Here is a 24,820-nt window from a genome sequence, read left to right as displayed (position 1 = left end):
GCGCGCGTGCCGTCAAGGTTCGGTCGCGGCGAATTGGTTTCAGAGCTTACCAGTGTTCATCGACGCGCCCGAAGATCCCTGGTTCAAACAGCGCCCCCGAGGCTGCCTGGTCCCTTTTCGTATGATGACGCGCTGTGCCCGAATGGGGCTCGCGTGAGCCTCCTTGCGCGCAAATCGGTGACCAAACACGGGCAATCGACGTCCGAGGACATTGCAGCGTAGGAGCCGTGCGCGGTTTCTTCCCATCAACGAGCGGTCGGGACGTGGAAAGGCGTTCGACCAGACAGAGCAACCAAGGTCGCCCTGCACGTCCTCCAGGAAGTCCAAGATCGGCGTGATTTCGAGCACTTACACGTCCTCGACGTCCTGGATCGAATCGTGCAATACCGGGTCTGCCGGGCCGGTCTTCCCGTCCCAGGCTTCCTTGGAGGCACGATGATGCATGCGCTTCGCGTATTGACGATTGCCACGCTTTCCCTTGCGACCGCCGCGCTCGTGGGCTGCGGAGACGACGAACCGCCGAAGAACGAGAACAAGAGCTGCTCCGTCCAGGCCCAGACCGGCTGCGAGACCGGGCTCGTATGCGAGGAGGTCGAAGGAGCCAACCCGGCCTGCTTTGCGCCCGTGGCATTCAAAGGAATGGTCGTGAACGCCCTCGACGACAAACCCGTCCAGGGGGCGCGCATCGTGGCCCGCGACGCAAATGACGCGGCCGTCTCGCCGGTCGCCATCTCGGCCGCGGACGGGACGTACACGCTGAACGTGCCGTCGAAACGCAATGCAGAAGGCAAACCCCTCGCCGCGAAGCTGACCTTGCGCGCGGACGCGTCGGGCTACCAGACGTTCCCGCTGGCCCCGCGCGTCGCGCTGCCGATCGACGTGGACACGGCCGTGGGCAGCCCCCCCGTGGTGCAAAACGCGTCGACGGACATCGCGCTCGTGCCGCTGCAAAACGCGTCCGGGCTCGGGTCGATCGCGGGCAAGGTGGTGGCCGACGACGGCGTGGACCTCGCGCCCGCGGGCGCGCTGGTCGTCGCCGGCGGCTCGACGGGCATCGTGGACTTCAAGGGGAACTTCGTCGTCTACAACGTGCCCGTCGGCGCGATGGTCGACGTGAAGGCCTACGCCGCGGGCCTGCAGATCACGCCGAAGACGGTGGCCGTCGAGGCGGGCAAGGAGACGGGCAACGTCGAGCTGCACATCACGAGCGCAGCGACGGCGAAGGTGACGGGCAGCGTGCAGATCGTGAACGGCAACGGCTTCAGCACGACGAGCGTGGTGCTCGCGCTGAAGGACACGTTCATCGCGGACGCGGCGCGCGGCGAGGTGCCGAAGGGCCTGCGCGTGGGCGGCGTGACGGGCGCCTACGAGTTCACCGGCGTGCCCGACGGCGACTACGTGATCCTCGCGGCCTTCGAGAACGACGGCCTCGTGCGCGACCCCGACATCTCGATCGGCGGCACGACGATCCTCGACGTGACGATCGAAGGCGGGCAGAGCGTGACGAAGGAGGGCTTCAAGGTGACGGGCTCGCTCGGCACGGTGTCGCCCGGCAAGGACGCGCTCGAAGAGGTGACGGGCACGCCCACGTTCGTCTGGAAAGACGACTCGAGCGAGGACATGTACGAGCTGCGCGTGTTCGACGCGTTCGGCGTGAAGGTCTGGGAGGACCTGGCGGTGCCGAGCGTGAGCGGCTCGGGCGACGTGAGCGTCGAGTACAAGGGCGACGCGCTGATCCCCGGCATGATCTACCAGTTCCGCGCGACGTCGATGAAGGACGGCGTGCCCATCTCGCAGACCGAGGATCTCCGCGGCGTGTTCATCGCCCGCTGACCCCTCCCGCTCCCTTTCCCCCTTAAAAACAAGGCTTTTTCGGTCCTCTTTCTTTCCCCCCTGGGAGGTGACCATGGCGAACGTACGTCTTTGGAAGTCCTGGCTCGTCGCGTGTGTGACGCTCGCGGCCACGGCGGTGCTCGCGAGCGCATGCAGCTCGGATGGCGACAACACGTCGGGCGGCGGCAACAGCGGCGACAACATGTGCACGTTCGGCGGCGACAAGTGCGCCGCCGGCTGTAGCCCCACGCTCGGCTGCGTGGAGTGCTCGGCCGACGAGGCGTGCCCGGCGAGCGCGCCGTTCTGCGTGCTCGGCCGATGCGAGGAATGCGAAACGACCGCGCAGTGCGGCGCCGGCAAGGCGTGTTTCCCGAACAAATTCACGTGCGAGCCGGCCTGCGCGGGCAGCGGCGACTGCCCCGGCGAGGCGCCGATCTGCGACCCGACCACGGGCGTGTGCATGGGCTGTCTGTCGAACACGGACTGCACCGATTCGAAGAAGTCGATCTGCGACCCGACGCGCAAGCAGTGCGGGGCGTGCGCGGCGAACACGGACTGCGGCGTCGGGCAGCCGGTCTGCGACCTGCAAAAAGGCGAGTGCAAGGAGTGCCTGGTCGACAGCCACTGCCCGGCCGGCTCGCTCTGCGGGACGGACGCGAAGTGCCACTCCGCCTGCACGTCGGACACCGACTGCAAGGACCCGGGCAAGCCGGTCTGCGACGTGCCCGAGAACAGCTGCGTGGAGTGCCTGGCCAACGCCCACTGCGGCGCGGCCCAGCCGATCTGCGACGGGAAAAACTGCCGGGTCTGCGTGACGAACGCGGACTGCGCGAACCCGCAAACGCCGGTCTGCAAGGACAAGAACGCCTGCGTCGGCTGCGTGGCGAACACGGACTGCAAGGACCCGCTCGCGCCGATCTGCAAGGGCGAGGCGTGCGTGCAGTGCGACAAGGACGAGCACTGCACCGACCCGGCCAAGCCGAAGTGCGAAAACCAGGTCTGCGTGGCGCCCTGACCCCGAAAATCCCGCCTTTCGCTGGAAGAATGCGCAGCTCTGCCACATGCTGCTATAGAGTGCCGGTCCCCGCGCACGAGTGGCGGAACTGGCATACGCACCGGGTTTAGGTTCCGGCGCCGCAAGGATTGAGGGTTCGACTCCCTCCTCGTGCACTTTTCTCGGTGGGGGGCTCCGGTCGGCCCGACCTAAAAGCGATTTTTCGCTTCGCGAAAAATCGCCGGGCCTTCCTCTGCCCCCCACACCCCCCGCGCGCTCCCCTCCACTTCGCTTCGCTCCGTTGCGGGAAGCGCTTCGAACCGGTACGTGTTCAGGCCCCACTCCGGGGAGGGCGTGTTCAGATCCCTCGCGGGGGGGCGTGTTCAGGCCTCACGTGGGGGCGTGTTCAGGCCTCACGTGGGGGCGTGTTCAGGCCCCTCGCGGGGGTTCGGGCCCCATCCTGGGGATTTGCGCCCGCTTGCCGTAGGGACTACGTTCGGCAGGCTCCGCGCCACCCCCACGCACCGCACGATCCGACCGGGACGACGAGCCCCGGAGCCAAGGCGAAAGACGATGCTCACCTGGGCGATGAAGAAGATCTTCGGCACCTCGCACGAGCGTGCCATCCGCCGCATGCGACCGAAGGTCGAGGCCATCGGGGCCCTCGAAAAAGATCTGAAGAAGCTCTCGGACGCCGACCTCCAAGCCAAGACGGCCGAGTTCAAGACCCAGCTCGACAACGGCGCGAAGCTCGACGACATCCTCATCCCGGCCTTCGCCGTCTGCCGTGAGGCCTCCCGGCGCGTCCTGCGCATGCGCCACTACGACGTGCAGCTCATCGGCGGCATGGTCCTGCACCAGGGCTCGATCGCCGAGATGCGCACCGGCGAAGGCAAGACGCTCGTCGCCACCCTGCCCTGCTACCTCAACGCGCTCGAAGGCAAAGGCGTTCACGTCATCACCGTGAACGACTACCTCGCCAAGCGCGACGCCGAGTGGATGGGCAAGCTCTACGGCGCCCTCGGCCTTTCGACCGGCGTCGTCGTCAACCAGCAGAACGACGCCGACAAACGGCACGCCTACCGCTGCGACATCACGTACGGCCAGAACAACGAGTTCGGCTTCGACTACCTCCGCGACAACATGAAGTTCTCGGCGCTCGACTACCACCAGCGCCCGCTGAACTACGCGATCGTCGACGAGGTCGACTCGATCCTCATCGACGAGGCCAGGACGCCGCTCATCATCAGCGGCCAGGGCGAGCGGTCGAGCGACAAGTACCGCGTCATCAACGACGTGATCCCGCGCCTGCGCAACGAGGAGCACTACAACGTCGACGAGAAGGGCCACTCCGTCACCCTCACCGACGACGGCGTGGAGCTCGCGGAGAAGCTGCTCGAAGCGATCGGGGCCCTGAAGAGCAAGAACCTCTACGACCCGGTCAACCTGGAGACGCTGCACATCCTGAACCAGTGCTTGCGCGCGCACTCGCTCTACAAGCGCGACGTGAACTACCTGGTGAAGGAGGGCAAGGTCCTCATCGTCGACGAGTTCACCGGCCGCGTGCTCGCGGGCCGCAGGTGGTCGGACGGCCTGCACCAGGCAGTCGAAGCCAAGGAGAACGTGCGGATCCAGGAGGAGAGCCGCACGATGGCGACGATCACGTTCCAGAACCTCTTCCGCATCTACAAGAAGCTGTCCGGCATGACGGGCACCGCGGACACCGAGGCCTCGGAGTTCCACAGCACGTACAAGCTCGACGTCGTCATCATCCCGACGAACAAGAACATCGTCCGCACGGACTACGAGGACGTCGTCTACAAGACCGAGCGCGAGAAGTTCACCGCCGTCGTCAACGAGATCATCGAGAAGCACGAGAAGGGTCAGCCGATCCTGGTCGGCACGACGAGCGTCGAGAAGAGCACCGCGATCGCGAAGATCCTCGGGAAGAAGGGGATCAAGCACAGCGTGCTGAACGCCAAGCAGCACGAGAACGAGGCCTATGTCGTCGCGCAGGCCGGTCGCAAAGGCGCGATCACGGTCAGCACGAACATGGCCGGCCGCGGCACCGACATCCTCCTCGGCGGCAACCCCGAGATGCTCGCGAAGCTGCGCTTCAAGGAGCAGAACCGCCTGCCCGAGGCCGAGCCCGAGGCGTTCGACGAGCTCGTCGCTCAGATCCGAAAGGAGTGCGAGGCCGAGGGCAACGAGGTGCGCGAGATCGGCGGGCTCTACATCATCGGCACCGAGCGGCACGAGTCGCGGCGCATCGACAACCAGCTCCGCGGCCGCGCCGGCCGCCAGGGCGACCCGGGCATGTCGCGCTTCTACCTCTCGCTCGAGGACGACCTCATGCGGATCTTCGCGGGCGACCGCGTGAAGAACCTCATGGAGAAGATGGGCATGCCCGACGACGAACCCATCGAGCATCCGTGGGTCACGAAGAGCGTCGAGAACGCGCAGAAGAAGGTCGAAGAGCGCAACTTCGACATCCGCAAGAACCTGCTCGAATACGACGACGTGATGAGCGCGCAGCGCAAGACGATCTACGACATCCGTCAGCAGCTGCTCCAGGGTCGTTACATCCCCGAGGTCGTCGACGAGGAGGGCAAGCCGACGGGCGAGAAGCGCACGATCAAGGCGCTCCCGAGGCTTCTCGAGGATGTGGTGCCCGACGTCGGCTACCTGCTCGGCATGTTCGCCGCCGACCCGATCTCGCCGCGCGACAAGGAAGGCAACCCGCGGACGCTGACGCGCAAGGACTTCGAGAAGGTCGAGAAGTTCGTCGAGACGGACAACCTGCAGAAAGAGCTCTACACGCGCTACGGCGTGAAGATCGAGTTCGAGGGCCGCGAGGACGAGGGGGTCGAGATCTACGACGAGTGCGTCGACCTGATCCCGCGCGCGCTGACCGAGCAACGCGAGCGCTTCCTCGACCTGATGGACCGCATCATCGGCGCGATGGTCGAGGAGAACTGCCCGCCCCGAAAGCCGCCGGAGGACTGGGACTGGGGCGGGATCTTCCAGGGCTTCCGCGAGCACTTCGGGATCGAGCTGCCCGACGAGATCTCCGAGGCCGCCGACGCCGAGCAGCTCGCCCACGACCTCTTCGATCGCGCCGAGAAGGCCTTCGAGGCCCGCGAGAAGGAGATCGGGACGGAGCTGCTCCTCAGGATCTTCCGGCACATCTACCTGGAAGAGCTCGACAAGTCCTGGGTCGATCACCTGACCGACATGGACCACCTGCGCGACGGCATCGGCCTGCGCGGCTACGGCCAGAAGGACCCGAAGCAGGAGTACAAGAAGGAAGGCTACAACCTCTTCGTGACCATGGTCGCGCGCGTGCAGTCGAACGTGATGACCAAGGTCTTCGCGATGAAGGTGCGTCGCGAGGAGGAGGAGCAGGCGATCGAGGAGCGAGACCTCGCCCGCCACCAGGAGCAGCTCGATCACGCCGTGGCCCACCACGACGAGGAGCTGCCGCCCGGCGCCTCCGAAGAGCCGCCCGCGCAAGCGGCGGTCGTCACGGCCGAGATGGAGTGCCCCTGCGGCAGCGGCAAGCCCTTCATGCAGTGCCACGGCGCCGAGGACGAAGCGTCAGTATGAGCACCGCTGCGTCACAAAGGCCGGTCCACCCGTCGATGGTGCTCGGGGCCTACCTCGAGCGCCTCGTCCGCGCGCGTCGCGTCGCCGTGCTCGGCGACGCAACCCTGGAGCTCGCCGAGAAGCTCGTCGAGCGCGGCGCGAGGCTCGTCCACGCCTACGATCCCGATGCGGCCCGCGCGGCCGAGGCCTTTGCGCGCACCGCACAGGATCGCGACCGGCACGTGACGCACGCAGTGTTCGGAGGAGACCTCGGCGTACGCGACGGGGCCTTCGACGTGGTCGTGTTGCCCGACCTGTCGATCTTCGCCGACCCGTCCGAGGTGCTGCGCAGAGCACGGAAGCTCGTCGGCTCGGCCGGCGTCGCGGTGATCGCCTCGCCGAACCCGGACGCGTCGCGTCGGCTGCTCGCGCTGTCCGCGCAGCACGGGAAGGAGACGGCGCCGCCCGGGTATTACGCGCTCTACGACCTCGTCTCGCTCCAGTTCCCCGTCGTGCGCATGCTCGGGCAAGCGCCGTTCGTCGGGTACACCGTGGCGGACTTCGCCGCCGGCCCGGATCTCGAGGTCAGCGTCGACACGTCGCTGCTCAAGGCGACCGAGGAGCCCGAGCACTTCATCGCGATCGCCAGCGAGCGCAAGGTCTCCGTCGACGCGTTCGTGGTCGTGGAGCTCTCGCTGTCCGAGGTGCGCGACGCGATCGGGACGGCGGGCGCGAAGGCCGCGGACACGGGCCGCGTGAAGGAGCTCGAAGCCGCGCTCGCCGCGCACGACGAGCGAAGGCGCACGGACGAAAAATCCGCCGAGGAGCGCGCGACCGCCGCCGTCGCGACCGCGGCGCGCGTGGTCGAGCTCGAAGCAAAGCTCGAACGGCTGCGCGACGTGGACACGCGCGCGAGCGACACGCACGTGCGCGCCGAGCGGCTCACCCACCAGATCCGCGACCTCGACGAGGAGCTGCGCCGCCAGCGCGACCGCGCGACCAAGCTCGCCAAGCAGCTCGACGACGAGAAGAAGCTACGCACGAAGGCCGAGGTGGAGCTCGGGCTCGCCCGCGGCCGGCCGGAGATCCCGGGCGCGAAGGAGCGCATCGAGCAGCTCACGGCCGAGCTCTCCGCGACGCGCTCGCGAGCGTTGGAGCTCGAAGGCGAGCTCAGCGCGGCAGGCGTGGGCATCGAGGAGCTCTCGAACGATCGGGCCGGGCTGCGCGCGCGCGTCGCCGAGCTCGAGCTCCGGCTCGCCGCCCAGGAGGCCGCCGCGCGGGAGCCGGATCCCGGCCTGCTCTCGCGCGTCGCCCAGCTCGAAGCCGCGCTCGAACGGTCGGAGGCCCACCGTCAATCCGCCGTGCGCCGCGCCGACGAGCTCGCCGAGACGCTCGCCGCGACCACGGCCGAGCGGCTCCACCTGGCCGAGAAGACCCAGACGCTCGAAAAGCAGACGGCCGCGCTGCTCGCCGAGCGCGCCGCGAGCGAGTCGCTCGCGCCGGAGATCGACGCGCTCGAAGCGCAGCTTCGGAACCGCGGGGATCGCATCACGGTGCTCGAAGCGGAGCTCCGCGAGGGCCTGCGGGTCGGCAAGGAGCTCGTCGAGGAGCTCGAATCTCTCCGCGCGGCCGCCGTGGTCCCCACGGGCGAGGCCGCTCCGCCGGCCGCCACGCCGCAGAACGGAGCGCCCACGCCCCCGTCGACGCTCGGCGGGTTCGCATCGGCGACCGAGGCGTCTCCCGCGGCGACCGCCGACGCCGCGCTCCCGAGCCCGCCCGTCGACGACAGCGAGACCCTGAAGACGCAGCTCGACACGCTCGCGGCCCGCGCGGCCCGCTCCGAGGCCGATCTCAAGGCCGCCGAGTGGCGCATCGCGCAGCTCGAGCTCGCCCTCACGTCCGCCGAGCGCGGCGAGGGAGAGCCGGCGGCCGTGGCGGTCGAGCTCGAGCAAGCGCTGCTCGCGGCGCACCAGGAGCTCGCGACGCTGCGCCGAGCGGTCGGTCCCGAGGGCGAGCACGTCGCGCCGGGCGTGATCGAGCAGGCGGTCCTGCTGCACCAGATCTCCACGTCCGCGATCGGGGACTCCGCTCCGTAAACGGAGCGCCCCCAACCCCCCCGCAGATCGACCGCGTCATCCCCTGACGGCTCGCCCCCCCTGCCTGGCCGCGCTAACACGTCGGCCATGCGTCCTCGCCTGATCGCCGCGATCGCTCGCATCGCAACCGCCGCCACGCTCGTGACGGCCCTCGGCGCCTGCGGATCGGCCCTCCCGAAGCCGGCCGCCGATCCGATCGAGGCCATGCGCGCGGGCGCGAGCGCCTCGCAAGACGGCGAGGTCCTCGGCCGCTGGCTGCTCGGCGAGCTGCTCGTCCCCGGCGGCGACGCGGCGCGGGTCCGCGAAGCGCGCGCCAAGCTCGACAAGGCCTCCTCGAACAAGGGCCTCTACGCCTCGCTCGCGCGCGCCGTCGACGACGAGATCCATGGACGCTTCCGTGCGGCGGCCCTCGCCCACCTCGACGCCGTGAGCGCCGCGCGCGTCACCGATCACCCCGACGCGCCGCTCGTCGGATGGTACGCAGCGAGCCACCTGCTCCGCCTGCGCTCCAGCGTCCCCGGCATCTGGGATCTCGCGAAGGACACGGTCCTGCGCACGATCGATCAGCCGGGCCACGTCGGCTGGCGCGCGCGCAGCGACCTCGCGGAGTGGTGGAGCGTCGAGGGCCTGCACAAGGACGCCGAGGGCAAGGACAAGAGCCCGATGGAGATCGCGGCCGAGCGCTTCGGCTGCGCGAAGAAGGCGCGCCTCGCCGGCCCCTTCGGTCACCTCGCCGCGAGTGATCACCGCGTGCATTACGAGGCCGAGCGCGCCGGCCCCTGGCCTCGCCTCTTCCCGGCCGATCCGCGCCGCCAGGATCGCCCGCGTGTCCTCGCCACCGAGCGGCGCGGCTGCCAGGTCCGCGCCGCCGAGCCTGTCTCGGGCGGCGTCTTCTACGCCGAGACCTTCCTCGACTTGCCGGCCGAGCGCGAGCTCATCGTCGCCGTGCAGGGCGCGTTCTCGATCCGCGTCGACGACGTCGAGGTCCTCGCGCGCGACCCGCGCGACTGGGGCATCTGGCCTCGCTTCGGCGCGCGCGTCCGCCTCTCCGCGGGCCGCCACCGCATCCTCGCGCGGATCGGCAGCGCCGAGACCGGCATCCGCATCCTCGCGCCGAACGGCTTGCCCCTCGGCGCCGAGACCTCCGACGATCCTACGGCGCCGTACGTCCTCGAACCGCCGCTCGTCCTGCCCGATCCCAACGTCCTCGAACCGTTCCTCCTCGCGCTCGGCGTCCCTGCCGCGCCGCGCACCCCGCGCCCTGCGCCGCGCGACACGAACGATCCCATCGCGCGCTACCTCGCCTCGTGGCTCGCGCACATCGAGGGGCAGGACGACCTCGCCTCCGTGCTGCTCGAGCCGCTCGTGAAGGACCCGTCGCGCGCCACGGGACCGGCGCTCTCCACGCAGGCGCTCTTCATCGAGAAGGACCCGATCTTTCCGCAGAACGACGCGCGTGATCTCGTGAAGGACGTCCGCGCGCGCGCCGTCGCCAAGGACCCTGACCTCTGGCTCTCGCTCTTCTGGCTCGCGCTCGACGAGGCCGACAAGGTCGGCGCGCCCGAGGCTGCGGCGAAGGTCGCGAAGCTCGCCGATCGTTTCCGCGAGGTCCCGGACATCTTGAAGGGACTCGGCCGCATGTACGCGCAGATCGGCTGGAGCGTCGAGCACGCGCGCACCGTCAAGGACACGGCGGCGCGCTTCTCCGAGGACACCGAGGCCCTCTTCGCGCTCCTGCGCCTCCACGACGAGCGCGGCGACATCGTCGAGGCCGACAAGATCGCCAAGCGCATCGAGGCCCTCGACCCCGACGCCGAGGTCGCCCTCCAGCGCGCGCTCGAACGACGCGACTGGGGCGGCGCGATCCGCGAGCTCGAAAAGATCGGAAAGACCCGCCGCGATCGCGCCGACATCGCCATCAAGATCGCCGATCTCCTCACCCGCGCCGGCGCACAACGCGAGTCGATCGAGGCCCTCGAACGGGCCGTCAAGAACGACCCCGAGGACGCCTCCGCGCGCCTCGCGCTCGCCGACGCGCGCCTCGCCCGCGGCGACAAGACGGCCCTTCGCGCCGCGCTCGTCGAGGCCATCCAGACCGGCGCCGATCCTTCTGCGCTGCGCGAGGCGATCGAGCTCGTCGAGGGCACGACCGAGCTCACGCCGTATCGCATCGAAGGCAAGAAGGTCATCGCGCAGTTCGAGGCGTCGGGCGTCACCATGCCCGGCACCGCGGCGCGCGTGCTCGACTACGCCACGTTGTGGGTCCACGCCGATGGATCGGCGCGCATGCTGGAGCACGAGATCATCGGCATCCAGTCGCGCGAAGCCATCGAGGAGCTCGCCGAGCAGCGCGTCCCGCGTGGCCTCGTCCTCAAGCTCCGCACGGTCAAGAAAGACGGCCGCGTCCTCGAGCCCGAGTTCGTCGACGGCAAGCCCACCGTCACCATGCCGCACCTCGAGGTCGGCGACTACATCGAGACCGAGACGCTCTACACGCTGCGCGGCGACGGCCACGGCGGCCGCAGCTTCGAGGGCCCGCGCTGGTTCTTCCGCGAAGAAAAGATCCCCTACTTCATCAGCGAGTACGTCGTCGTCACGCCCAAGAACCGCCCGCTCGACGTCGAGATCGGCGGCAGCGTCCCGAAGCCGACGACCAAGGAGAACGGCGCGTTCGTCGAGCGCCGCTTCCGCGTCGATCGCAGCCCCGCGCTCCCCGAGGAGCCCGGCAGCGCGCCGACACAGGAGTTCTTGCCGAACGTGCGTGTCGGCTGGGGCATCAACCTCGAAGACCGCATCGATCGCCTCGTCGACGCCACGAGCGACGAGCTCCCGCGCGACCCGCGCCTCAAGCGCATCGCCGAGAGCATCGTCACCGGCGCCGCGCCCGACGACACGGACAAACCTGCTCGCCCCACCTCCATCGACGAGCAGGCGCGGCGCATCTATCGCTGGGTCCTCTCGAACGTCGAGCAGGGCCGCGAGGATGACGGACGTCGCGTCGTCATCGGCAAGAGCGGCAACCGCACCGAGGCGTTCCTCTACCTCTGCCGCCTCGTCGGCATCGACGCCTCGCTCGGCATGGTGCGTGATCGCCTCACGCCGCCGCCCAACGGCCCGCTCAGCGATGCCGAGTCCTTCAACGCGCTCGCGGTCCGCCTCGGCACCGAGCGTGGCGTGCGCTGGATGGTCGTGCGCGACAAGTTCGCGCCGTACGGCTACCTCCCGAGCAGCTTGCGCGGCCAGCCTGCCGTCGTGCTCACGGGAGGCGCGCCGCGCGAGACCACGCCGCTCACGGGCTCGCGCGACGGCGTCACCTACGAGGGCACGGTCGAGCTCCGCGCCGACGGATCGGCCGCGCTCAAGCTCGAACAACGCTTCGAGGGCAAGTTCGCCATCATGCTCCGCAGCGCGCTCGAGAGCCTCCCCGACGCGCAGCGCGACGAGGCCATCGAGACCAAGCTCATCGGCCAGGCCTTGCCCGGCGCGCGCCTGCGCTCGCTCGACATCAAGAACGCGACCGACCTCGACGCGCCGCTCGTCCTCGTCATGGACCTCGAGATGAACGACTTCGCGCGTGTCCGCACCGGCGACATGGTCATCTCGCCGCCCTTCGCGCTGCGCCTCTCCCCCTTCGCCGCCCTCCCCTCGCGCGAAACGCCGCTCTACATCTCGGAGCAATCCTCGGTCTTTTCGAATGTTCGCCTGCGGGTGAAGCTCCCCGAGGGCGCGCGGGTCACCACACAACTCTCCTCGGCGGACGCCCAGGACGGCGGCCGCACGGCCACCGTCAGCGATCGCGTGGATCGCGACACGCTCGTCTTCGAGCGGGCGATCACCATCCCCGCCGGCCGCGTGCAGCCCGATGCGTATGGCACCTTCCAGAGCTTCGTCCGCGAGGCCGAGGCTGCGCTGCACCGCGACATCGTAATTTCAGTGGGCTCACGTTAGCGATCTCGCGTTACGCCCAATCCTGGTAATATGGACCATGAATCATGGTCACGATCCAGGATAACCGGCGCCCCTCGGTCGACGCACCGAAGGTGCGCATCAACCGTGCGCTGAAGCTTTGCCCTCTCTTCGAAAAGGTGGCTCGCGCGACCTTCGACAGCGCGCTCGAGGTCGCCGAGCTCGACGTCGTCCGCGCGGGCCTGTCCATCCAGAAGCAGGACGACGACGTCACCTCGCTGGCGCTCCTCGGGCACGGGCGAGCGCGCCTCGAGCGCAAACTACCGTCGGGACAGACGGTCCCTCTCGGGTACCGCGGCAGCGGTGATCTCCTCGGCGAGGCCGCGCTCGCGGGCGCGAGCACGTACACCGAGAGCGCTGTCGCCATCGACGAGAGCGAGGTCGTCCGCTTCCCGGTCGCCTCGATTCAGACGTGGCTCCGGGACGATCCAGCGCTCGGCCTGGCGCTGCTCGGCCTCCTCGTCGACCGCCAGCGCGCTGCGGAGGATCGCATCGAGTCGCTGCTCTTCCGCAACGTGGAGGGCCGCCTCGTCGAGTTCCTCCTCGCGGCCGTCGATCGGTGGGGCGTGCCCGACACGCGCGGCACGTTGATCTCTGCGCCGATCACGCACCTCGAGATCGCGCAGTCGATCGGCTCGACGCGCGAGACCGTCACGATCACCCTCGGCGCGCTCCGCAAGGACGGCTTGCTCGCCGTGGCGGGTCGACGGCTCATCGTGGTCGACCGCGACGCGCTCGTGAAGCGTCGCTGAGCGGCGCGGCTCGCTTCGTTCGGCCGTCCTTTTCGCGTGCTCGCTCGCGGCCGGGCGTGCTATCGCCCGACCGCGATGTCGATCGCCCAGAGCTACCGGATTCGACTCGAAGGGATCCGGTTCCGCGCGCGCCATGGCGTCTCGCGGGCCGAACGCGGCTTGCCGCAGGACTTCGTCGTCCATGTCGAGGTCGCGCTGCCGATCACGAGTCTGCCGCGGACGGACAGCCTCGCGAAGGTCTTCGACTACGACGGCCTGGCGAACCTCGTCGTCGACGAGGGCACGCGCGCCTCGTACAAGCTGCTCGAAATCCTCGCCGAGCGGCTCATCGCGCGCATCCTCGCGGACACGCCCGCGCTCGCGGTCACGGTGCAGGTCAAGAAGTTCGGCCCGCCTACCTCGGTCTCGGTCGACGCCGTCTCCGTCGAGCTCTCGGCGAACAGGCCTGCGTAGTCCGTCGGCGAGCGGGCGGCCTATCATGGGCCATGGCTCGCCTCTCGCTCCTCGCGGCTCCGCTCGTGCTCCTCGCCCTCGCTTGCTCCGGTGAGGACGTAACACCTCCCGCCGTCAAACCCACGCCCCGCGCCTGGGACAAACTCGCCACGCCGAGCGACGTCGCGCTCGGCCCCGTGCGTGGCTTCACGCAGGCCCGCGGCATCATTCACAGCCACTCGCCCTACTCGCACGACGCTTGCGACGGCAAAGGCCTCGACGACAGCGGCGTCCCGCGCGCCGACTGCGTCGCGAACCTCCGCCGCGGCATGTGCGACGCCGCCGAGGACTACGTCTTCCTCACCGACCACGCCGCCCACATGGCGGACGCCGAGTTCCCCTCGCTGCTCTTCATCCAGCCCGGCGACGAGCCCATCCTCGGCGCGGACGGCGCGCCCATCGGCAACTACGTCGCGTGTGGCGACGGCCGCCGCGTCCTCGTCACGGCGGGCAACGAAAACACCTTCATGTCCGTCGGCCTCGAGCGCCACCTCCCTGGCGACCCGGCCACCCGCCGCGCGATCTACGAGGGCGAAGACGCCACCACCGTGGACGCCATGCACGAAGCGGGCGCCCTCGTCTTCGTCGCGCACACCGAGTCCCGCACGCCCGAGTGGCTCGCCTCGATGCCTTACGACGGCTTCGAGATTTACAACATCCACGCCGCCATCGACCCGGATATCCGGCGCGACTACCTCGGCCTCGAATCCCTCGGCGGAGGCGCCTCCATCCTCCCATTCACGCGCCAGGACGAGGATGGCCCGCAGCCCGACCTCGCCTTCCTCGGCTTCTTCGAGGAGCTGCCCATTTATGGCAAGCGCTGGGACGCCTTGCTCCCCACGCGCCACATCACGGGCATCGCGGGCACCGACGTCCACGAGAACAGCTTCCCGGGCGTCCTTCGCGACGGCGAGCGTGGCGACAGCTACCGCCGCCTCATGCGGTGGTTCTCGAACGTCGCGCTCGTCTCGGGCCCGATCACCCCGACCTCGGTCAAGGCCGCCCTCGCCGCCGGCCGGAGCTACGTCGCGTTCGAGATCCTCGGCGCGCCGACCGGCTTCGACTTCCACGCCGAGACGACCGGCACCGTCATTGAAATGGGCGGCGAGGCCGCTGCGGGCGCGACAATCGTGGCCCGTGCTCCCAAGGTCCATAACCTCGATCCAGCCGTCGAGGCGCCGACCATCTCCATGCGCCTGCTCCGCATCGACGCATCCGGCACCACGATCGCGGCCGAGGGCGACACGATCCGCCTCGAGAATGCGCCGTCGGGCGTCTACCGCGTCGAGGTCCGCATCCTGCCGACGCACCTCCGCCCGCACGTCGGCGACACCGGCGAACCGTACATCCGCGAACGCCTGTGGCTCCTCGCCAATCCGATCCGGATTTCCTGAAGCCCAAGCGAGGTCGAGTGCCCGAAAAACCGATGTGTCGAGGACGAGACATCGGGAAACACGATGTGTATGATAGGTCCACTGTGGAGTGGCTCAACTATCATCACCTCCTGTACTTCTGGGTCGTCGCGCGGGAAGGGAGCATCGCGCGGGCGAGCCAGGAGCTACGGCTCGCCCAGCCCACGATCAGCGGACAGATTCGCGCCCTCGAAGAGGCGCTCGGGGAAAAGCTCTTCGCGCGCAGCGGCCGCCACCTCGTCCTCACCGAGGTCGGGCGCGTCGTTTTTCGTTATGCCGACGACATCTTCTCCCTGGGCCGCGAGCTGCTCGACACGGTCAAAGGCCGGCCGACGGGCAGGCCGCTGCGGTTCGTGGTGGGCATCGCCGACGTCATGCCAAAGCTCATCGCGCACCGCCTGCTCGAACCGGCGCTCGGCCTCGAAGAGCCCGTGCGTATGGTTTGTCGCGAGGACAAGGCGGATCGATTGATCGCCGAGCTCGCGCTCCACAACCTCGACATGGTGATCACCGACGCGCCGCTCGGCACCGGCATGAAGATCAAAGCTTACAGCCATTTGCTCGGCGAATGCGGCATCAGCTTCTTCGCCGCGCCTTCGGTCGTGCTCGATACGCGGCGCCCCTTCCCGGGCCTGCTCGACGGCGCGCCCTTCCTCCTTCCGGCCGAGGGCACCATGCTCCGCCGCTCGCTCGAGCAATGGTTCGAGTCCGAAAGGGTGAGGCCGCGCGTCGTGGGCGAGTTCGACGACAGCGCGCTCCTCAAGGTCTTCGGCCAGGCCGGCGCGGGCGTGCTCGCCGCGCCCTCGGTGATCGAAGCGGAGATCCAGAACCAATACGACCTCCGCGTCATCGGACACACGGACGCCGTGAAAGAGCGTTTTTACGCGATCACCGGCGAACGAAAAATCAAAAACCCCGCCACGAGCGCGGTCGCCGACGCCGCGCGCAAGCGCATCTTCGGCTGAGCCTCCCGCTCATTTTCGCGCGAAATACCGTTCCACGGCCTCCACGAGCCCCTCCATCGTGCTCGTCTCCGCCGTCACGGCGACCTCGATCCCCCGCGCCCGCGCGCTCTCCGTCGTGATCTCTCCAATGCTCGCGACGGTCACCCCCGCGAGCAGCGCGCCCGCCTGCGCCCCGAGCGCCGACACGAGCCCCTCCACCGTGCTCGTCGACGACAGCAGCACGACATCGATCGATTTCTCCGAGAATCGCTGCGCGAGCTCCGCCGTCCGTTCGGGCCCCGCCTTCCGCGTCTCGTAGACCGGCACCACCCGCACCTCGCAGCCCGCCGCCCGCAGCGCCTCGGGCAGCACCTCCCGCGCCACGAGCGCGCGCGGGATGACGACTCTCACAGTGTCTTTGCTAGACAAACGTTTCCGTATTTCCTCGTCCGCCAGGATCGCGGCCGCCAATCCTTCACCGCGGAAATCCGCGGGCACGATGTCCGCGCGAATTCCCCTTTCGGCGAGGGCCGCCGCCGTCCCCGTCCCGATCGCCGCCACCTTCGCGCGCCCGAAGGCGCGCGCGTCGAGGCCCGCCTCCGCGATCGCCGCGAACAGCCGCTCCACGCCATTCTCGCTCGTGAACGCCACGACGTCCCACGCGCCGAGCTCCCGGGCGAGCGCCGACACGGCCGACGGATCCGGCGGCGGTCCAATCTCGATCGCCGGCCACACGTAGGGCTCGGCCCCTCGCTGCCGCAGCCGCTTCGCCACCGATTGCGCTTGACCACGCGGCCGGAGCAAAACCACGCGTTTCCCGAACAGCGGCCGCGTATCGAACCAGCGCAGCGCCTCCCGCCGCGCGGCGACCGCGCCCACGAGCACGATCCCCGGGCTCCCGAGCCCCGCCGCCCGCGCCTTTTCCGCGATCTCGACGAGCGTCCCCGTCACGACCCGCTGCTCGGCCCGCGTCCCCCACTGGATCACCGCCGCCGGCGTCGCGGGATCACGCCGCGACGGCCCCAAAAGGCCCGCCGCCACGTCATCGAGGTTGTGCATCCCCATCAGCACGCAAATCGTGCCTTTCACGCTGGCGAGCTCCGACCAGTCGTATCCCGCGCCCGATCGCATCGTCCCGCTCACGAGCGTCACGCTCGACGCGAGGTCCCGGTGCGTCAGGGAAAACCCTGCGTACGCCGTGGCCCCGAGCGGCGAACACACGCCCGGCACCACCTCGAACGGCACGCCGGCGCGCGCGAGCGCCTCCGCCTCCTCCGAGCCTCGCCCGAACAGGTAGGGATCTCCGCCTTTCAGCCGCACCACGCTCTTTCCGGCGCGCCCGAACCGCACGAGCTCCGCCTCGATCGTGTCCTGCTTCGCCTGCTTCGACGCGCGATCCGCGCCTCGCTTGCCCACCGCCATCACGACTGCGTCGGGCCGCACGCGCGAAAGCAAGGCCGGATGAATCAGCTCATCGTGCAGCACCACGTCGGCGCTCGAAAGAAGCTCGGCCCCACGTTCGGTCAAAAGTCCCGGATCTCCGGGCCCGCCGCCCACCAGGTACACCGTCCCAGGCGCGGCAGCACGTGCCCCGGAGCGCGTCAAATCCCCGCCTTCTTCGCCTTCTGCCCGATTTTTCATGATGACCGCGCTTACTTTCGTCTTCACCCGATTGCCACATCCTTGACACAATGCGCAATTGGCCTAGATTCCGCCCATCACATCCCTTCCTCGTTGGGGATTTGCCGTATGCGATCCATCAAGCTGCTCACCGAGCCCAGCGCGGGCGTCGTCGATCGATGGTACGTGTCCGATGGGGCGACCGCGGTCGGTCCTGTCGGCATCGAGCTCATCGCGCGAGGCCTCGAGGCGGGAAAGGTGCCGCTGGAGAGCTACGTTCGTCACGAGGCGTGGAAGGTGTGGCGACCTCTGTCGGAGCTCGCGGTGGTCTCGGTCGACTCCGCGGCGCCCACGCCGCCCTACCATCCTCGCCCCGCGGACACCATCCCGGGGGACGACATCACGCTGCCGGGTCGGCCGGTTTTTCCGAACGAGGTGATGCCGCAGGACGTCCTCGCGGGCGCCGCGGATCTCGATGACGCGCTGCTCCTCCTGTTCAACGCGGCGGTCGTGCGCACGGGGGCCGACGCGGGCCTCGTGCACGTGGTTCGTCCCGACGGGGCGGTCGTTTTGTACGCCCATGGCCCTTTCGCGCGGGACATGCTGGGCGAGCGGACGAGCCTCGTGGATCCGGCGCTCGCGGCGGCGGCGGAGGGCAACACGGTCATCGCTGAGCCTGCGCCGGGCCCTGCGGGGCAGGCGGTCCGGGATCGGCTGCTGCACCTCGGCGTCGCGTGTGACGCGGCGTGGATGGTCCCCGTGCTCGCGGGCAGCCGTCTCCTCGCGGCCATCGAGCTCGGCCGCAAGGCGCCGCGCCTCCGCGCGAGCGAGCTCGCGGTCGTCGAGGCTCTCGTCGACGCCCTCTCGTACCGCGCCGATCACGACGCCTGGTGATTCGAGGCGTCCCACGCGCGGATGCGCGTGCTCGACGCCTGAGGACTCCCTCGTGCCGGTTTTCGGCCGGGGGAAAGCGATTCTTGGAGGTGAGGACGGGATTCGAACCCGCGTATAACGGTTTTGCAAACCGTTGCCTAACCGCTTGGCTACCTCACCAGTCGAGGTTTGGGGCTCCGGGTCGCCTCACGGCGCCCTTCGCCCCAAGCACCGCTCAGGAGGGCGCGTTTTTGCACCATCCCGCGCCCTCTGTCAAGCGTCCGTGCACGGCGCCTTTCAAGTGACCTTCGCCACATCCCCCGAAACCTTTTCGGCGGCGCGTCTCGATCCGGTACGATGACCGTCGAGGGCGAGCGGAGAACGGGCATGCGTGGGATCGTCGGATGGGTTTGGGCCGCTTGCCTCCTCGCGGCGCCGTCGTTTGCCCTGGGACAGGGCATCACGTCCACGCCCCCGCGCCGTGTCCAGGGGGACGCGGACGCGAAGAAGGCGGAGGCCGCCCCCGACGCGACGCCCAAGCCCTCGGACGCCGGCGCGGCCAAGGCTCCGGCGAAGGACGGAGCGAAGCCGAAGGAGCCGCCGCCGGCGAAGCCCCTCTTCAAGATCGACCTCCACGGCGGCGCCTGGCTCTTCTACTACCAGCCCTTCCAGCCTCCCGAGGAGAAGCCGTTCCTCCGGATGCACGTCGCGCACCTGAATTTCGACGGCTCGATCGGCGATTTCGGCCTCTTCTTCAACGCGAGCGTGCGCGACACCCGCATGCGCGAGTTCTACGAGGGCCCGGCCTGGCTGGAAGAGGGGTATTTTTATTACAAGCACCCGAAGGTCATGGTGAAGGTCGGCAAATCGTACAGCCGCTTCGGCCTCTTCTGGGACAACTCGTTTTTCGGGCCCATCCATTTCTACGACGGCATCAAGCTCGACCCGAACTACGGTATCTCGATCGAGGGCACCGCGGGCAAGGACAAGGGCCTGCACCTCGCCTATTTCGCACAATACTTCCTCGTCGACGGCCGGACGAACGGCTCGTACGTCGGGCGCGACACGATCAGCATCCCCAACGCGAGGCGCAGGAACATCACCATCGTCCGCGCCGAGCCCTCTTATTCCTGGAGCAAGGACACGTCCCTCCTCCTGGGTGTGTCCGGGCAATACTTCCAGGCCGACATCCCGGCGCTCGCGGGGAAAAACCGGGACGTGGTCCGGTTCGCCCTCGATGCCACGATCAACGTCGGCCCGGTGAGCGTGTGGGGCGAGGTCATGCGCCAGGTCGGCCAGAGCGTCACGGACTGGCCGATCCCGCCCGTCCCGGCGACGGCCACGGCGCCCGCGGTCCCGGGCCGCGCCTCGGCGAAGAACGACTATGTCCTCGTCGGCGGCGAGGCGCGCATCTGGAAGTTCGTGGCCCGCTACAACCTGAGCGGCGTGCAATTCCACGACGTCGGCTACACGGAGTTCATGCATCAGCCAGGGCTCGGCTACAACATGAACGACCACCTGCAATTCCTCGTGGAATACGCGCACTGGACGCAGCACCCCGCCCCGGGCGTCGGAAAATTCCTCGACCAGAGCGTCGCCACGACGATTCACGGATATTTTTAGAGGATCCCCTCACCCACGGCCCTCTCCCTCGCGGGAGAGGGCGGGGCGAGACGTCACTTCACGCAGGCGCCGCTGCCGCTGCACGCGAAGTCATCGCAATCGACGAACGGGTTGCCGTCGTTGCTGATGCCGTCGCTGCACTCGGCGAACGTGAGCTCGTGCTGGCAGACGGTGATGCTCGGCTTGCGGCTGCAGGAGTTGTCGGCGCAATCGACGAACGTGTTCGAGTTGTTGTCGACGTTGTCCGAGCACTCCGCGTCGTTCGCCTCGGGGCAGATCGTGACGTCGGGGTTCAGCGAGCAGCCGAAGTCCGCGCAATCGATGAAGTTGTTCCCGTCGTCGGTCGCGCCGTTCGAGCACTCCGCGTTCGCGAGCGCCGTCCACTGGTTCGGCGGCGGCATCGGGTTCGCCGGCACGTTCGCGTCGCACACGATGATGCCCTCGCGCTGACAGCCGGGATCCTCGCAATCGGCGACCCCGTCCTTGTCGTCGTCGAGCCCGTTCGAGCAGAAGACGTTCGAGTCCTCGCGGACGAGGTTCTTGCACGCCGTCACGTCCGGGTTCACAAGGCAGGCATTGTCGCTGCAATCGATGAAGTTGTTCCCGTCCTCGTTCTGCCCGTTCGTGCACGCGTCGTTCGCGAGCATCTGCCAATCGGCCTGCGCGGGCATCGGGCTCGCCGGCTGGTCGCCCGCGCAGACGACGATGCCCTCGGCCTGGCAATCGGTGTCCATGCAGTCGCTCTTGCCGTCGCCGTCGTTGTCGATCCCGTCGGAACAGCGGCCGTTCGACCATTCACGCTTGCAGAACGCGAGCCCCTGACACGCCGTCTCCTGGCAGTCGGTTTTTCCGTCCATGTCATTGTCGACACCGTCGGAGCAGAGTGGGTTCGACGCTTCCTGGATCTTCGCGCACGGCGCGATGCTGTCGCAGTTGAAATCGTTGCAGTCCTTGAAGCCGTCGCAATCGTTGTCGACGCCGTCGCTGCACGCTTCCGTGGTGTTCTCGTCGCCCGTCGGCGTGCACATCGAGCCGCTCGACGACGACGACGAGCCGCCCGCCGCGCCCGTGCTCGACGTGGTCATTCCGCCCGTGCCCATGCCGCCCGACGCGCCCGCGCCGCCGCCGCCCGACGCGCCCGCGCCGCCCTCGCCACCTTCGCCGCCCATTCCGGTCGTATTGCTGCCCGTCGCGCGACACGCGCCGAGCCCGAGGCCCAGTGCACCCGAAAGAACCAAAGCAATGTACGTCTTCGACTTCATGACCCGTCTCCTCGCCGCGGCAGCCTGCGCCACGACCAAGCTTCTGTCCCGAGGGGGACGCCGCGCGTCCCCCTTTCGCCCGGGCAAAGCCCGGTCGATTCACCCCCCGAGCGAAGATCGCTTCGCGATCTTCCGAGCATCGAAACCGATGCTCTACCCTTCGTCCTCGGCCTCCGCCTTGTCGCCACGCAGCCCGAGCGCTTTGCATTTCTTGTAAAGGTGGCTCCGCTCGAGCCCGAGACCGCGCGCCGTCGACGCCATCGCCCCACCATGATGCGCGAGCGCCTCCTCCAGGATCCGCCGCTCCGCCTCTTCGCTGAGGACCCGGAACGGCGTGCCCGGACGAAACAGGCCCGTCGGCGTCCCGGCGGAGGCGCCGCCCAGACAAACCCGCACGTCCTCCGCGTCGATCTTCGCGTCGGGCGTCAAGATCACGAGCCGCTCGATCAGGTTCCGAAGCTCGCGCACGTTGCCGGGGAAGCCGTAGCCCGTGAGCACCTCGATCGCGCCCTCGGTCAGGACCATGCCGGGCCGATCGTTCGCGGCCATCGCGAGCCCCAGGAAATGCCGCGCGAGCAAGGGCACATCCTCGCGGCGCGCGCGGAGCGGCGGCAGCGCGAGCGGCACGACGTTCAGCCGATCGTAGAGGTCGGCGCGGAACTCGCCCTTCTGACCGGCGGCTTCGAGGTCGCGGTTCGTCGCGGCCACCACGCGCACGTCGACCTTGATCGTCTCGTGCCCGCCGACGCGCTCGATCTCGCGCTCTTGCAGCACGCGCAGCAGCTTCGCCTGCATCGGCATCGGCATGTCGCCGACCTCGTCGAGGAAGAGCGTGCCGCCGCTCGCGCGCTCGAACTTCCCGCGCCGTTGCTTCGTCGCGCCCGTGAACGCGCCGGCCTCGTGCCCGAACATCTCGCTCTCGATGAGCTCACTCGGGACGGCGGCGCAGTTCATCTTCTCGAGCGGGCCCTTCGCGCGCTTGCCCGCGATGTGGATCGCGCGGGCCACGAGCTCCTTGCCCGTCCCGCGCTCGCCCGTCACGAGCACCGTCGCGCTCGCCTTCGCGGCACGCGCGATCTGCTCCCGCAGCGCCACCATCGACCGGCTCTCGCCGATGAGCTCCCCGAGCTGCCCGGCCTGCGCGCGCAGCACCTTCGCTTCGGCCTCGGCCCGCACGAGGCGCAGCGTGTTGTCGAGGACGAGCAGGAGCCGATCGGTCGAGAGCGGCTTCTCCAGGAAGTCGAGCGCGCCGAGGCGCGTCGCGCGGACGGCGGCGTCGATCGAGGCGTGGCCGCTCATCATCACGATGGGCAGGTCCGACCCCCCGACGCGGACCTTTTCGAGGAGCGACACCCCGTCGCCGTCGGGCAGCGCGACGTCGAAGAGCGCGATGTCGTAGCTCTTCTTGGCGAGCTTCTCCTCGGCGATGCGGACGCCGCCGGCGACATCCACGGTATACCCTTCGAGGGAGAGGGCCTTCTGGAGCGTGGTGAGGATGGAGGGCTCGTCATCGACGACGAGCACATGGCCGCGCGGCATCGGGAGACCCTAGCACCCGTCCGCCGGGGGTGGGACGGGCCCGGGCCCGAAGCCTCCGTCACGGCACGGGTTCGAACACGACCTGTAACGCAGCTCCGCGACGCGGAAGCGAGCGAGCGGAGGACGTGGGAGGCGGCCGGGAGGCGCGGCGATTCTTCGCGCAGCGCAAAATCGCGCTCCGGCCGAGCCTCGCGCGGCGGGGCGCGTTGGGGATGTACGAACACATCTCTCTTCGTGTTACGTTTCGAGACCCATGCCTGCCGAGATCCTTCCGACCGCAGAAGGCGATCTCGGGCGAACGCCCTTCGCACACCTGCTCGTCTACGTGCTCGACAAGCAGCTGACGGGCGCGCTTTTTCTGCGGGAAGCCTCGGGCGTCGAGCACGCCATCCGCCTCGAAGCCGGCGCGCCCGTGAAGGTGCGTCCGGGCGATGGGCACGCGATGCTCGGCGAGATGCTCGTCGAGGCAGGAGCGATCGACGAGGCCACGCTGCGCGGCGCGCTCTCGATGCACGGGCTGCTCGGCGACGCGCTCCTCCTCGCAGGTTGCGTCGAGCGCGAGGTGCTGGAGTCCACGGCGGCGCACCAGTTCCTGACGCGAATGACGCGCCTCTTCAGCCTCGGCGCGGACACGACGTACAGCTACTTCGACGGCCGCACCGACCTCGTCGACGACGCGGCGCCCGCTTCGACGATGCATCCGCTCGCGGTCCTCTGGGCCGGCGTGCGCGCGCACGCGGCGGCCTCGTCGATGATGGCCGCGACGATCGAACGGCTGCGCGACGTCACGATCCGCATCCATTCCGCGGCCGCGATCGAGCGGTTCGCGATGGCGGCCGAGGAGCGCGAGATCCTCGATCGAATCCGGGAAAACCCGCTCTCGCTCGCGCAGCTCCTCGCCGCTGGCTTCGCGCCCGAAGAGACGCTCGCGTGGATGGTCTACGCGCTCGTGATCACGCGCAGCCTCGATCTCGGCCTCGACACGACGCCGCTCTGCGCGGAGAGCACGCCCGCGCCGCAGCCGGCCGCGACGCGCCCCGTCACGCTCGCGCGGATCCGCCTGCGCGCGGCCTCGCACCGCATGGGCGCCGCGGCGCCGGATCTCGCGGGCGACGGCGAGCGCACGCGCGTGCAGCCGCGCCCGCGCAAGCGAGGTCGTCCGAGCGCGTTCACGCTCGCCGCGCGCCGCATCGAGACGCCGCCCCCGCGAGAGGCCGTGACCGAGCCGCCGCCGTCCGCGGTCGTCGAGATCGACCCTTCACCGCCGAACGTTCCGAAGCCTGCCGCGACGGAGCCACAGGCGAACGACGTGCCCTCGTCGGAGAGCGACAAGGCGCCCAGCGTGCCCATGCCGCCCGAGGGGCAGCCGGACGCCGCGCGCCCGGCGCACGCGCTCTACTGCCTCGCGACGTCGCGCATCGCCGAGCGTGATCTCGCGGGCGCGCTCGCGGCCTGCCAGCTCGCGCGCGAGGTCGATCCGACGCAGCCCGACTATGCTGCGCTCGCCGTGTGGATCCGCTCGCTGCTCGGCGGCGCGGATCTGCGCGCCCGCGTGGCCGAGCTCGACGCGCTGCTCGAAGCGCGCGACGACCACGCGCAGGCCTTGTTCTACCGGGGCTACCTGCGTCGCCGCATCGGCGACGAGCCAGGCGCGGTGCAGGACCTTCGTCGCGTGCTCGACCTGGATCCGGGCCACCAGGACGCCGCGCGGGAACTCCAGCGGATCGCCCTGGGCAAACCGGCGAAGCGGCCGAGCGGCTTGTATCGGTCGTAGCGGGGGCGCGGCGATCGTGGGTCCTCCAAGGGAAGGAGGCAACGATCGCCGCGGA

General features: G+C 69.2%; 15 protein-coding genes and 2 tRNA genes. 13 read left to right on the top strand and 4 right to left on the bottom strand.

The annotated features are described in order from the left end of the window. The first annotated feature begins 435 nt into the window (after window positions 1–435). The 10 genes from QHF85_RS06940 to nhaR all read left to right on the top strand — a co-directional run bounded on the left by QHF85_RS06940 (window position 436) and on the right by nhaR (window position 16,095). Window positions 436–1,833, top strand: a complete 1,398-nt coding sequence (locus QHF85_RS06940) for a hypothetical protein (RefSeq protein ID WP_281326273.1) — start codon at window positions 436–438, stop codon at window positions 1,831–1,833. Window positions 1,834–1,906: 73 nt separating this feature from the next. After that, a complete protein-coding gene (locus QHF85_RS06935) occupies window positions 1,907–2,848 on the top strand; it encodes a hypothetical protein (protein ID WP_281326272.1) in 942 nt (313 codons plus the stop codon). A 73-nt stretch (window positions 2,849–2,921) separates the two neighbouring features. After that, window positions 2,922–3,003, top strand: a tRNA-Leu gene (locus QHF85_RS06930). 397 nt (window positions 3,004–3,400) lie between these two features. After that, the gene (secA, locus tag QHF85_RS06925) at window positions 3,401–6,433 is read left to right on the top strand and encodes a preprotein translocase subunit SecA (protein ID WP_281326271.1); all 3,033 of its coding nucleotides are present in this window, start codon (window positions 3,401–3,403) and stop codon (window positions 6,431–6,433) included. Beyond that, entirely contained in the window at window positions 6,430–8,508 is a 2,079-nt protein-coding gene (locus QHF85_RS06920; RefSeq protein ID WP_281326270.1) for a hypothetical protein, read from the top strand. The genes secA and QHF85_RS06920 overlap by 4 nt, the downstream gene beginning before the upstream one ends. Before the next feature lie 87 nt (window positions 8,509–8,595). After that, complete coding sequence (locus QHF85_RS06915) at window positions 8,596–12,456, top strand: hypothetical protein (protein ID WP_281326269.1); 3,861 nt, start codon at window positions 8,596–8,598, stop codon at window positions 12,454–12,456. A gap of 44 nt (window positions 12,457–12,500) precedes the next feature. After that, window positions 12,501–13,226, top strand: a complete 726-nt coding sequence (locus tag QHF85_RS06910) for a Crp/Fnr family transcriptional regulator (protein WP_281326268.1) — start codon at window positions 12,501–12,503, stop codon at window positions 13,224–13,226. A 75-nt stretch (window positions 13,227–13,301) separates the two neighbouring features. Then, window positions 13,302–13,679: a dihydroneopterin aldolase gene (gene folB, locus QHF85_RS06905; protein WP_281326267.1), complete on the top strand. Its 378-nt coding sequence runs from the start codon at window positions 13,302–13,304 to the stop codon at window positions 13,677–13,679. A 32-nt stretch (window positions 13,680–13,711) separates the two neighbouring features. Beyond that, window positions 13,712–15,112, top strand: coding sequence for a hypothetical protein (locus QHF85_RS06900; protein ID WP_281326266.1), 1,401 nt, complete (start codon window positions 13,712–13,714; stop codon window positions 15,110–15,112). 83 nt (window positions 15,113–15,195) lie between these two features. Continuing rightward, entirely contained in the window at window positions 15,196–16,095 is a 900-nt protein-coding gene (nhaR, locus tag QHF85_RS06895) for a transcriptional activator NhaR (RefSeq protein WP_281326265.1), read from the top strand. A 9-nt stretch (window positions 16,096–16,104) separates the two neighbouring features. Here nhaR and cobA read toward each other — a convergent pair whose 3' ends face one another. Next, a complete protein-coding gene (cobA, locus tag QHF85_RS06890) occupies window positions 16,105–17,715 on the bottom strand; it encodes a uroporphyrinogen-III C-methyltransferase (RefSeq protein ID WP_281326264.1) in 1,611 nt (536 codons plus the stop codon). Window positions 17,716–17,823: 108 nt separating this feature from the next. On the opposite strand from cobA, the gene QHF85_RS06885 reads away from it, so the two are divergent. Beyond that, window positions 17,824–18,588, top strand: a complete 765-nt coding sequence (locus QHF85_RS06885) for a GAF domain-containing protein (protein ID WP_281326263.1) — start codon at window positions 17,824–17,826, stop codon at window positions 18,586–18,588. A gap of 84 nt (window positions 18,589–18,672) precedes the next feature. On the opposite strand, the gene QHF85_RS06880 is transcribed toward QHF85_RS06885, so the two are convergent. Continuing rightward, window positions 18,673–18,747: transfer RNA gene (locus QHF85_RS06880), tRNA-Cys, on the bottom strand. A gap of 207 nt (window positions 18,748–18,954) precedes the next feature. On the opposite strand from QHF85_RS06880, the gene QHF85_RS06875 reads away from it, so the two are divergent. Continuing rightward, window positions 18,955–20,190 (top strand): hypothetical protein, encoded by a 1,236-nt coding sequence (locus QHF85_RS06875; protein ID WP_281326262.1) that lies wholly within the window; start codon window positions 18,955–18,957, stop codon window positions 20,188–20,190. Between the two features lie 53 nt (window positions 20,191–20,243). On the opposite strand, the gene QHF85_RS06870 is transcribed toward QHF85_RS06875, so the two are convergent. Together QHF85_RS06870 and QHF85_RS06865 are read right to left on the bottom strand one after the other, a co-directional pair. Continuing rightward, window positions 20,244–21,452 carry a hypothetical protein gene (locus QHF85_RS06870; RefSeq protein ID WP_281326261.1) on the bottom strand — a complete coding sequence of 403 codons (1,209 nt, stop codon included), beginning with the start codon at window positions 21,450–21,452 and terminating at the stop codon, window positions 20,244–20,246. 153 nt (window positions 21,453–21,605) lie between these two features. Next, window positions 21,606–22,991 carry a sigma-54 dependent transcriptional regulator gene (locus tag QHF85_RS06865; protein ID WP_281326260.1) on the bottom strand — a complete coding sequence of 462 codons (1,386 nt, stop codon included), beginning with the start codon at window positions 22,989–22,991 and terminating at the stop codon, window positions 21,606–21,608. Window positions 22,992–23,244: 253 nt separating this feature from the next. Here QHF85_RS06865 and QHF85_RS06860 point away from each other — a divergent pair, with 253 nt between their 5' ends. Then, a complete protein-coding gene (locus tag QHF85_RS06860) occupies window positions 23,245–24,765 on the top strand; it encodes a hypothetical protein (RefSeq protein WP_281326259.1) in 1,521 nt (506 codons plus the stop codon). The last annotated feature ends 55 nt before the right edge of the window (window positions 24,766–24,820 follow it).

Source organism: Polyangium sp. 6x1, from assembly GCF_029946515.1.
Lineage (GTDB): Bacteria > Myxococcota_A > Polyangia > Polyangiales > Polyangiaceae > Polyangium.
This window is presented reverse-complemented; position numbering and strand designations above follow the sequence as displayed.

What these genes read in the sequence shown, in the direction of transcription:
- QHF85_RS06940 (WP_281326273.1), top strand. Translation starts at nt 436, where the DNA reads ATGATGCATGCGCTTCGCGTATTGACGATTGCCACGCTTTCCCTTGCG.
- QHF85_RS06935 (WP_281326272.1), top strand. Translation starts at nt 1,907, where the DNA reads ATGGCGAACGTACGTCTTTGGAAGTCCTGGCTCGTCGCGTGTGTGACG.
- secA (WP_281326271.1), top strand. Translation starts at nt 3,401, where the DNA reads ATGCTCACCTGGGCGATGAAGAAGATCTTCGGCACCTCGCACGAGCGT.
- QHF85_RS06920 (WP_281326270.1), top strand. Translation starts at nt 6,430, where the DNA reads ATGAGCACCGCTGCGTCACAAAGGCCGGTCCACCCGTCGATGGTGCTC.
- QHF85_RS06915 (WP_281326269.1), top strand. Translation starts at nt 8,596, where the DNA reads ATGCGTCCTCGCCTGATCGCCGCGATCGCTCGCATCGCAACCGCCGCC.
- QHF85_RS06910 (WP_281326268.1), top strand. Translation starts at nt 12,501, where the DNA reads ATGGTCACGATCCAGGATAACCGGCGCCCCTCGGTCGACGCACCGAAG.
- folB (WP_281326267.1), top strand. Translation starts at nt 13,302, where the DNA reads ATGTCGATCGCCCAGAGCTACCGGATTCGACTCGAAGGGATCCGGTTC.
- QHF85_RS06900 (WP_281326266.1), top strand. Translation starts at nt 13,712, where the DNA reads ATGGCTCGCCTCTCGCTCCTCGCGGCTCCGCTCGTGCTCCTCGCCCTC.
- cobA (WP_281326264.1), bottom strand. Translation starts at nt 17,715, where the DNA reads ATGAAAAATCGGGCAGAAGGCGAAGAAGGCGGGGATTTGACGCGCTCC.
- QHF85_RS06885 (WP_281326263.1), top strand. Translation starts at nt 17,824, where the DNA reads ATGCGATCCATCAAGCTGCTCACCGAGCCCAGCGCGGGCGTCGTCGAT.
- QHF85_RS06875 (WP_281326262.1), top strand. Translation starts at nt 18,955, where the DNA reads ATGCGTGGGATCGTCGGATGGGTTTGGGCCGCTTGCCTCCTCGCGGCG.
- QHF85_RS06870 (WP_281326261.1), bottom strand. Translation starts at nt 21,452, where the DNA reads ATGAAGTCGAAGACGTACATTGCTTTGGTTCTTTCGGGTGCACTGGGC.
- QHF85_RS06865 (WP_281326260.1), bottom strand. Translation starts at nt 22,991, where the DNA reads ATGCCGCGCGGCCATGTGCTCGTCGTCGATGACGAGCCCTCCATCCTC.
- QHF85_RS06860 (WP_281326259.1), top strand. Translation starts at nt 23,245, where the DNA reads ATGCCTGCCGAGATCCTTCCGACCGCAGAAGGCGATCTCGGGCGAACG.